General features: G+C 50.3%; 12 protein-coding genes. 8 read left to right on the top strand and 4 right to left on the bottom strand.

What is annotated here, in order from left to right; genetic code table 11:
• From topA to A1359_RS14145, 3 genes are all read right to left on the bottom strand, one after another.
• Nucleotides 1-1,845 (bottom strand): type I DNA topoisomerase (gene topA / locus A1359_RS14155; RefSeq protein ID WP_066984241.1); only part of this gene is annotated, 1,845 nt, incomplete at its 3' end.
• 9 nt (nt 1,846-1,854) lie between these two features.
• Complete coding sequence (locus A1359_RS14150; protein ID WP_066984238.1) at nt 1,855-2,604, bottom strand: lytic transglycosylase domain-containing protein; 750 nt, start codon at nt 2,602-2,604, stop codon at nt 1,855-1,857.
• A gap of 113 nt (nt 2,605-2,717) precedes the next feature.
• Complete coding sequence (locus A1359_RS14145) at nt 2,718-3,020, bottom strand: hypothetical protein (protein ID WP_157200557.1); 303 nt, start codon at nt 3,018-3,020, stop codon at nt 2,718-2,720.
• Between the two features lie 1,089 nt (nt 3,021-4,109).
• Here A1359_RS14145 and A1359_RS14135 point away from each other — a divergent pair.
• The 8 genes from A1359_RS14135 (at nt 4,110) to A1359_RS22495 (ending at nt 8,998) form a co-directional block, all read left to right on the top strand.
• Nucleotides 4,110-4,931, top strand: a complete 822-nt coding sequence (locus A1359_RS14135) for a DUF932 domain-containing protein (RefSeq protein ID WP_066984246.1) — start codon at nt 4,110-4,112, stop codon at nt 4,929-4,931.
• Nucleotides 4,932-4,998: 67 nt separating this feature from the next.
• Nucleotides 4,999-5,544, top strand: a complete 546-nt coding sequence (locus A1359_RS14130; protein ID WP_066984228.1) for a hypothetical protein — start codon at nt 4,999-5,001, stop codon at nt 5,542-5,544.
• Between the two features lie 108 nt (nt 5,545-5,652).
• Nucleotides 5,653-5,844, top strand: coding sequence for a hypothetical protein (locus A1359_RS14125; RefSeq protein WP_066984225.1), 192 nt, complete (start codon nt 5,653-5,655; stop codon nt 5,842-5,844).
• Nucleotides 5,845-5,920: 76 nt separating this feature from the next.
• Nucleotides 5,921-6,211 carry a hypothetical protein gene (locus tag A1359_RS14120; protein ID WP_066984221.1) on the top strand — a complete coding sequence of 97 codons (291 nt, stop codon included), beginning with the start codon at nt 5,921-5,923 and terminating at the stop codon, nt 6,209-6,211.
• A 369-nt stretch (nt 6,212-6,580) separates the two neighbouring features.
• The gene (locus A1359_RS14115; protein WP_066984218.1) at nt 6,581-7,129 is read left to right on the top strand and encodes a recombinase family protein; all 549 of its coding nucleotides are present in this window, start codon (nt 6,581-6,583) and stop codon (nt 7,127-7,129) included.
• A gap of 15 nt (nt 7,130-7,144) precedes the next feature.
• Nucleotides 7,145-7,414 (top strand): hypothetical protein, encoded by a 270-nt coding sequence (locus A1359_RS14110; protein WP_066984215.1) that lies wholly within the window; start codon nt 7,145-7,147, stop codon nt 7,412-7,414.
• Nucleotides 7,415-7,444: 30 nt separating this feature from the next.
• Nucleotides 7,445-8,617 carry a replication protein RepA gene (locus A1359_RS14105; protein ID WP_083960646.1) on the top strand — a complete coding sequence of 391 codons (1,173 nt, stop codon included), beginning with the start codon at nt 7,445-7,447 and terminating at the stop codon, nt 8,615-8,617.
• Nucleotides 8,618-8,815: 198 nt separating this feature from the next.
• Nucleotides 8,816-8,998, top strand: a complete 183-nt coding sequence (locus A1359_RS22495; RefSeq protein ID WP_157200556.1) for a hypothetical protein — start codon at nt 8,816-8,818, stop codon at nt 8,996-8,998.
• 37 nt (nt 8,999-9,035) lie between these two features.
• Here the strand turns inward: A1359_RS22495 and A1359_RS14100 are convergent.
• Nucleotides 9,036-9,844 (bottom strand): Tn3 family transposase (locus A1359_RS14100; RefSeq protein ID WP_157200555.1); only part of this gene is annotated, 809 nt, incomplete at its 5' end.

Below are 9,844 nucleotides of genomic sequence, written 5' to 3'. Positions count from 1 at the left end.
CTTTGCTCTGGAATACGCAGGTTTATTGTCGGCGTCGTCCATGAATGTCTTGCATTCGGTGTTCGTGCAACCCCAGAAAGGCGATTTCCCGGCCGGCGAATAACGGCGTAGGCCGCCGCCACACTTCGGGCAAGGGAAGCGCGGTTTTATGGTTCCCGCGCTTGCCACAGCGTTGATGTCGGTCTGGAGCTGGTCAAAAGCGGGAGCCACCACATCGAAATAGCCGCTATTGCCTTCGGCAATGCCGTCTAACTCTTCCTCAAGTCCGCGCGTAAATGGTAATTCAATGAATGCGAACTCGGCTTTTACTAGCTGATCGACCAGTAAGACGCCCGTTTCTGTCGGTTCTAAAAACCGCTTCTCTTCAACCAGATAGCCCTTGCTCATGATGTTCTGCATGATTGCCGGGTAGGTGGACGGCCGCCCGATGCCTTCGGCTTCGAGCTTCGCTATCAAGCTGGCCTTAGTGAAGCGTGAGGGTGGCTTTGTTTCCTTCCGGAGTAATTTGCCGGATTCGGCCACTTTGGCCGAACCGACATCGAGCAACGGGACTTTGCCGCCGCTGGCGTCGTCGCCCTCCCCCTCGTCTTCATTCACCGCGTCTTTCGCGGTTAGGATTCGCCACCCCTGTTCCACGAGTACGCGGCCTTTGGCCTTGAATTCGTAAACCTGCTCGCTATCTGTGGTTTCGAGCGTGACGGTGTTTACCTTGTATTTGGCATCGGCTAATTGAGAGGCAACGGAGCGTTGCCAAATGAGCCGATATAATGCTTTTTGCTGGTCGTCTTCGCCGGCCAGCTCCACATCGATATGCGTTGGCCGAATGGCTTCGTGCGCCTCTTGCGCGTCGCCCTTTGCTTTGAATTTACGAGGTTTACTGGGTAGAGGCCAACCTTTGCCTCCGGCAAAGTCGCGGATTTCCGCAATCGCTTCAGCGCTGAAATTTACGCTGTCCGTCCGGATGTAGGTAATTGCGCCTTGCTCAAACAGTTTTTGCGCAAGCTTTGCGGTTATTTCCGGATCAAATTTTAAGCTTACGCTGGCTGCTTGTAGCAGCAGCGAGGTAGAAAACGGCGGTGGCGGCGACTGCTTCGCCTGTCCGTTGTCTGACTCTGTTATTTTAAATTTGCGGCAAGCCGCCACGCGTGTTGCCAGGGCTTCATCCAGAATATAAGGATTGTCTTCGCTGACAAACGGCTTGGTGTTCCATTCGGCTTGCCAGGTATCGCCATCGAACAAAACGACGGCTCCAAAGTGCGTCGTTTTCCTGAAGGCCTTGATACGCCGACTTTGATCGACAACCAGGCGCACGGCCGGGCTTTGCACTCGTCCGGCCGATAACGACATGCCTAGCATGTTGGAAAGCAAAGGCGATACCAAGTAACCATACATGCGATCAAGCGCCCGACGCGCTTCTTGTGCATGTACCAGGTTGTAATCGATTTTTCTGGCTTTCGTCAGGGCATTACGGATCACGTCATTTGTAATCGCGTCAAACGTCACTCGCAAATAGTCCGCTTCGTCTAAGTCGAGCGCTTCTTTCAGGTGCCAGGCGATGGCTTCGCCTTCGCGATCCGGGTCGCTGGCCAGGTAGACCATTTCGGCTTTTCCCGCCTCCTTACGGATGCGGTCAACGCGCTCTTCGCCACCGGGGAACGTGCGGCCGTTTGCCGATGCGGAAGGTATATATTCGTAGTTAAGCGTAAATCCCGGCTGCTCAATACCTAATTCCTTTCTTGGCAAATCGCGTATGTGGCCGACGCTAGCGACGACTTTCCATTCACTACCGAGAATGGATTCAAGCTTTTTTATTTTGTTCGGACTTTCAACAACCATCAGTTTCATGTTGCCCTCCTAAAACACAATAGCTGAGCTACGCGGTAGGTCCGTCTCTTTATTTATTGGTTCTTTGTCTATCATCTTCCTTGGTGAATTGGGGGTAGAACTGGGTTGTCCGGAAGCTTGATTTGTCTCCACTGCTTTAAGTTGCACCTCGTCATTACTGCGGCGCAGTAAGACCGGTGCATTATCGGATGGTATCATTTGTTCGGTAGCGGTTGTAGGTGCCGCTCGAACTGACTTGGGCTTGACGCCGTTTGATTGGATATTCGGAACAACTGGGATTGCTTGTGTGGCGTTGTCGGCGCTGGCTAAGACTTTCTCTACATAGCTAGGCTTACCCGCTACGTCGGGTTGAAAGCCGCGAGTAAAGTTACCGGAGTAATAGCATGAAAACGCGGCTTGAAGGGCCGCTTGTGTGTCGGGCTTCGTTTTTGCTGCCCTCACGTAGCAATCCTCAAGGATTTTCGAGCCTATTCGTATATTCGTACAGGCGTCGAATGCTTGTTCAAGGCTGATGTCATATTTAGGTAAGTTATAGCGATTGACTTGCGCAACGCCTACCGAGAAGTTCCAGCCATTGTCGGCCAAGGCCTTAGCGGTTGCTACGGCTTCTTGTTGATTCGAAGGTTGGCGTTCGAGTCGTCCGCCGACCACGCCGATTGCATAAGGGTTTTTGCCAGATTCGACATTGACGATTGCCGCCATTGTCGTAGGTGCTACGGTAGGAGCGCATTCTTGCGCCAACGCCAGAAGGTCAAACATCGATAGTTCTCCGAATCAACACTGTTTAGGTGTTGCCAATATACCATAATTTGGTATATGCGGATACTATTATTTGGTTTATTTTTTAAGGTCGCGCTAAGGGTCTTTGTGGGTCAATCGGCGCTGTGGGCGGGCGGCATATCTTGATCCCTCAGTAGCTCAAATCCTACGGTTGGGAATATTTCCTTCATATTTTTATTTAATCGTATCAAGTCCTTATAGAGCCTGGGTTCTGTTCGTTTCCGCCGAGTCGTCAGATACCAATCTCTATCTTTTGCCCATAAGAAACGTGCAATCACGTAAAACCCGCCTGGCGTCTCCATAACGATCAGCTTGTCGAGTGTTTGCTGTTGCGCGGCTAGTTCTAAATCGCCTTCCAAAATACTACTGGCGAGACTGCAAGGCAGTAAGTTCATAGGTGTTCTGTCTGTTAGTGATGCCATAAAATACCCTATTCTACTACCAGATTACTATAATTTGGTAGATGTTTATTGTTATATTTGCGTTTTATTCAATGTTATTTGTACGCTTATACTGACAATTTTACAGGACATTTTTATTTAAAAACAAATCTCATTATTTTTAACGCTATCGCTTACGATAATTTTAGGTGCCTAATATTGGTAGCGTTTTAAAATCAAAAAAAAAACAAGACATATGCACATTTTTTCGCGTGGGGGCCTCCACTCTGCCCCCGAAAAAGCGAAAAACTGTGTATATGTCATCCTCATCAACGGCCTTTTTTTGATTCTTTGGGGCATTTTCGCTATCGCGAAAACCGGACGCCCTTACAGGCTCGCTATTCGCTCGGTCCTTCGGACTTGTAAGCATAAGCTTACAACCTTTCAGACCGCCTTGCCGCGCTCAAAAAGGGGTGCATCGCCTTATCAGGCGTTACCCCCCCCTTTGCCGCTGAGGCTTATCCCCAGACTTTACACCCTCATTTGGCGACAGCGTAAGCTATTCCAACGCTTAAAATGACACCAAATTTTACCGGGTAACGCCCAGGGCGGCAAATCCATGAATCAGTCAACCACTGCGCGAACTTCCGTTGCTCACAGCATCCGTCAAATGTCTTAATGAGAGAGGCTTGCTCACTGTGCGACGATATTGACAGAAAGGCCGGCTTATACGGTCAAGGGGCTTTCGCGGCATAAACCGGGCGCTATCGCGCCCTATTTATTCCACGTCCCCTTGACCGCGCCGGCCTCCCTGTCAACCGATACGCACCGCAAGCCCTCGTCCCATTAAGACCGATTCACTCCAGGCCGGGAGTATGCCCCGTTAAGCATAGATAAGGTGCGGCGATGCCGCGCTTTATTTTGATTCCCCGCTTCCCTGAACCCTTAATCCCGATTGCACAAACCGTACCAATATTGTGTTTAGAATCAATATTTTATTTTAGTTCAAAGTGTAAAAAGCGTTTGACATACGCCCCAATGGGGCGTATTATAAGAATCAGGCCGGGCAATTCCGCCAAGGCCATTTTGAGTGAGGTAGTCACCATGTTTAACAATCGCTTCTATAACACCATGAACCAAGGCCCGCTGGAAAATGACGCTTTGCGCCGTTTGGCTCCGTCCGTTTTCGCTGAAGCTAAGCACGTTTCACGCGCTGAAACCTATAAATTTATACCGACCATCAATATTGTTGATGCCTTGCGTAAAGAGGGATTTTTGCCGGTGTTCGCTTCCGAGTCTCGCACCCGTAGCGAAGATAAAAAAGGCTTTGCAAAACACCTGATCCGCTTCCGCCAGCACGACGGTTTTTCTAGCGTCGGCGAGGTTAAACCCGAAATCGTTCTAGTTAATTCGCACGATGGAACCAGCAGCTATCAATTAAGCGCCGGACTTTACCGCTTGATTTGCAGCAACGGAATGATCGTTAGTGATGGGCAAATCGATTGTGTACGGGTACGCCACAGCGGCAACGTGGTTGATAACGTCATCGAGGGGACTTATCGAATTGTGACAGAAACCCCGAAGGCCATTGAACACATGGACGCAATGCGCGGCCTCATGCTGACCAGAGCCGAACAAGGGATTTTTGCAGAAGCGGCAAAGGGTTTACGTTGGGACGGTGAAGAGGTCAGCGTTAACAATGCCGACCTATTAAGACCGCGCCGGACTGCTGACCAATCCGCCGACCTTTGGACAACGTTTAACGTGTTGCAAGAAAAGGTTTTGAAAGGCGGGGTTAGTGTGCAGAACCTCAATACTAAAAACTCACAACGGGCAAGGGAAGTTAAGAGCGTGACCGAAAACGTTAGATTGAATAAGGCGCTTTGGACGCTGGCCGAAGAGATGAAAAAACTCAAAGCCGCTTAAAAGCTAGACGCCTTGCAAACATGGTGCCCAGCAATGGGCACCTTTCTAACAGATCGGAGAAACCATTATGAGCCGCTATATTCCCACTAACTCAGAAACCCGCGATTTTCCCGCCGCCGTTGTTGTCGCCTACTGCTTTGAGAGCAAAAACGGGCCGGCCTATGTTGCCTATAAAGGCAGACAAGGCAAGCCCGCGCGGTTTTTCGCGTTCGCTTCGCCAGATCGACGCGATAGGCATTTATCCAATTACATCGACCAGCAAACAGAGTTCGAGGCGTTGAAACGGACAAGACGCCAAACCGGCCACGGCTTGATAGTTGGCGATATTGTCTTTTCAACATGGGGCTACGAACAAACCAATGTTGATTTTTTTGAAGTGGTGCGAGTGCCGACCGCTCTTTCCGCTGTTGTGCGGCAGATCGAGAGCGAAACCATAGAAGATAAACCGGGCAGCATGACCGGCAAGACCACGGCGAAGCCGGGCCAATTCGTGGCGGTCGCAAAGTCCGAAACGCGCCGGGCTTGCGGTGTGCATGTTTTGAATGGTGGCAACATGCGCGGCCAGTTGCAGAAGTGGGACGGCACCCCGCGCCGCGTTACTTGGTACGCATAAAAAAGAGGCGAGCGGCGTTAGTATTGCTTGACATACGCCCCAATGGGGCGTATTATAAGAATCAGGCCGGGCATTCCGCCAAGGCCATTTTGAGTGAGGTAATCACATATGAACGAAACCGCTTATCAACTTTCCCAAGCCGACCACGCCAAGGCAATGCACTTGCTTGATGCCATCAAGCAACAAAGCGCCTCATTAAGCCCAGACAACGCGGCCGCAGCCAGCAACGTTATCAACGCGCTTGCCGAGTCTGTTTTGTGGCTGTTAGTTACCGCGCGACCGGCTGACATTGCCAGTTAATCCTAGCAACGTCGGCAAGCAAGGAAGGGCCGCGCCCTTCCTTGCTCTTCACTCAACTTGATTCTGGTGTAAGCGCATGGATATAACTGCAATAGGTGATAACTGGTTTAGTTTGTATAACGGCGGCAGCTCTTTCGAGTACAACACAGGGCCGAATCCGACCGCGCAACGCCACGATGACCGCCGCCCATCTGCCGAAGTTTTCCGGCATATCGATGGTGATAAGGTGCTGGCCCGTATTATGGGCGGCCCTGCCCAGAAATTCTTTTATAAAGATTCTAGCTACGATGCGGCGCTTGAGCTTGCCAGGCGCTATGTGACCGACTATTTCAATGATTTAGCTGTTCAGGTTGATATATTTAGTTGAAATCGCCGCAAGGCCAACCTTACCAGGTTGGCCTTGCGGCGAAACGCTCAATAAGGGGATGCGCCTTTGCTATCGCGTCGGCGTACCCCCTTAGCCGCTGGGCTTATCCCGGCTATGCTGTCGCCATATACCTGATGATTTATGCACAACTTCGCTTTTCGGGGGTTGATTGAATGACCCCCACACTTCAGATGTGCATAAATCAACGGCCCCGCTATACGCTATCGCTCTAGCGGGTGCCTTTCCAGGGTATACCTTGCTGATTCATTTTTTTTGAAACAGTTTTTTGTTTCATCAGGGTTGAATGTATTGAGACAACTTGTTATTCTGAACAAGTCTAAACCCTGTTGAAACATTATTTATACTCAAATGGCACTTTACGGTTACGCGCGGGTATCCAGCGCAGATCAAGATTACACGTTACAAGAGCAAGCTTTAAGGCAGGCTGGTTGCGATATTATTCGGGCTGAAAAAGCTTCAGGCACAAGCCGACACGGACGGCATGAGTTGAAAATCCTGCTCGACTTTCTTCGACCAGGCGACACGCTTATGGTGACAAGAGTGGATCGTTTAGCTCGCAGCATTAAAGACCTGCAAGACATCGTTATAGAACTCAAAAAACGCGGCGTATCGTTACGGGCGACCGAACAGCTTATCGATACCGATTCGGCGGGCGGTAAGGCGTTTTACGACATGCTTGGTGTATTCGCTGAATTTGAAACAAATTTAAGGAAGGAACGGCAGCGGGAAGGAATTGAAGCAGCCAAGGCCAGAGGGGTATATCGAGGGGGTAAGAAGACTGTCGATAACGACAGAATTCTTGAGCTACATAGTCAAAAACATGGAGCAACAAAAATTGCCAATCAGCTTGGTATTAGCCGTGCGTCCGTTTATCGGGCGCTCAAATCTGCAAATTAGTGTTGGAGTTTAAAAATGTATCGTCTTTATGAAATTTGGTTTGCTTATGTAATGTTCGTTGTTGATGCCGTTTCCGCCTTCGCCAGGAGCATGGAGCACCTGCCTATTATTTTTCCTATCGGCTCAATGTTTTTGGTTTTGGGTGCCGTTGATTTGTTTTTGCCACGTTGGGCGGCGCTTTCAATTTATGCCGCGACCGGTTTGCCGGTGGCGTTTTATCTCGCCACCCTGTTTTATGTGTTTTTCACACATTACGATTTAACCGGCCGTCGTCGCTCCCAGTAACCCAACCACTTCAAACCGAGATAGGCCGTCATGAGTAACCCAGCCGCTGAATATAACGAAGATGATTATCGCGCCGAGCTTATTCATGCCGGTCTATCTCCCGCGACGGCGGCAGAAGTCGCCGCCAAGATGGCGGCGAATAGACGTATCCCGTCTAGCTCTTCTATCGAAGAATCTACAATCCAGCCGGCTACGCCGGCTAAGAAGCCTCGCGCTTCAAACAAGATCGTCAAAAGCCCTCGTAAAGAATCCGCTTCGAATTCAAATGAAATGGAAGTTTACGACTACCAGGCCGGCCAACTGCCCGACCGGGTTCGCAATCTGATCGAGGCGCATCTTGCAATCGAGACTGAAGACGCAAAGAGCGCCGGTACACTCGGTTTTATGACCCGCTCTTTAGCAATTGCCACATTACCGCATCGCCGCGTTAAGGATTTTCGATTCGTCCGGAAGAATGGCGACTTTACGTTGACGATGATGACGGCTCACCCTGAAGGGCTGCCTTACGGCACCCTGCCCCGCTTATTGCTTACTTGGGTTTGTACCGAAGTAGCGCAACACCGGGAACGTGAGCTAAGCCTTGGGCCTAATCTCGCGTCATATCTGGCCGAACTTGGTTTGCATAATACCGGTGGCAAGCGTGGCGACATCACGCGGTTAAAACACGCTATGACGACGCTGTTTAGCTCTGTCATAACGTGCCACTACGAAGGCGCTAATAAATGGGCCTTGCAGAACGTTCTTCTTGCGGATGGTGTTAACTGGTGGACGCCTCAGAATCCGGAGGAAGCCGGCGAATGGCAATCGCGCGTGTTTTTGTCGGAACGGTTCTTCAATGAGTGCGTAGAACACAAATTACCTTTTGACATGCGGGCCATTCGAGCGCTTCGCCAGTCGCCGCTTGCCCTAGATATTTATGTGTGGCTCACGCATCGAATGAGCTATCTTTCAAAACGAACAACAATTCCTTGGATTTCGTTGTCTGGTCAATTTGGGGCGGGTTATGCTGTGACCGATCAGGGTTTACGTGATTTCAAACGGGCGTTTTTGAGAGAGTTAAAGCACGTTCTCATAATCTATCCGGCCGCTAGAGTATCCGATAGCCCGAATGGGCTTGTTTTGTATCCAAGTCCTACGCATGTGTCGGCGTCGGTTTCCGTTGCTGTGTCGTCTACACCACCGAAACAACTTTCTTTGTTGTAGTTTTACGTTGTACAAGTTTGGTGACACATCATGTCCCGATCGCTACCGGTACCCGTGTATTGTTGTCGCCAATTCTTTAACAGCATTTTTATTTATTTGGGGCATTTTCGCTATCGCGAAAACCGGACGCCCTTCTTGGCTCGCTATTCGCTCGGTCCTTCGGACTTGTAAGCTACTGCTTACAACCACCAGGCCGCCTTGCCGCGCTCAATAAGGGCAGTTCAGCCTTTTGCTACGCGACAGGCCGAACACCCCTTAGCCGCTGGGGCTTATCCCTACAAGCGCAAGGCTATCGCCCTGCTGTATGTCGCTCGTACCTCCCGTTATGCCGGGTCATTACCCGGCCGCTCAGCGGTACCCGCTGATTTAGGGGGACCGTAAGGATTCCTTCGTAAATGAGTAACATCCCTGATTTTGGTTACATCTGGAACGTCACGCCGTAGTCAATCGGCTCCAAATCCCGTTCCCGAAGCTCATACATGCCGAAACGATTGGCGTGATGCGTCCGATAGGGACTAAACGCAGCGGCCAATTCTGGCGTCAACTTCATTCCCTCCGCTTCCAGTTCCTTGAAGGCCTTCGTCATGGTATGGCAGTTGTGGAAAATCATCAGATTGGCAATCAGATGGTTGTACTTGATTATCTTCAACTGATCCTCGCGCACATTTTCCTCAATGGTGTCCGATCCGAAATACGCCCACTGCGCAAAGTTGTTGAAACCTTCGCACTTGTTTTGTGCTGCCTGGATGACCTGACGTAACGCATCGTCGCTGATATATTCCAACAGGAACATAGTGCGGACGACCCGGCCCAACTCACGAAAGGCGAAATACAGTTTGTTTTTCCGGCTGGCAGTACCGAGCTTGCGCAAGATGGTCGATGGTTGAATTCGCCCTGCACGAACCGATTGAGCCACTTGCAGCATGTCCGGCAAATGACAGGCGATTAAATCCCAATCTATCGCATCCTTGGTAAACAGGTCATCAATGTGTTTATACACTTCGTCGGCAGTCGGGCGGAACCATTTCAAATCTTTCCAGTTACGAATACGCGGCATCAGTTTGATACCCAGCAAAAAAGCCAAGCCATAAACCGGTGCACTTTGCGCTTGGGTATCGCCATGCAGTGTGTCTGGCTGAATATCCGACTTGTTCTTTGTCAGCCCATCCAGGATATACACTGCTTCCCAGACACCACAGGGAATGAAATGCGAAAACAGCGCAATAT

It is taken from the genome of Methylomonas lenta, assembly GCF_001644015.1.
Classification (GTDB): Bacteria; Pseudomonadota; Gammaproteobacteria; order Methylococcales; family Methylomonadaceae; genus Methylomonas; species Methylomonas lenta.
The sequence above is the reverse complement of the archived record's forward strand: the minus strand, read 5'-3'. Positions and strand labels throughout refer to the sequence as shown.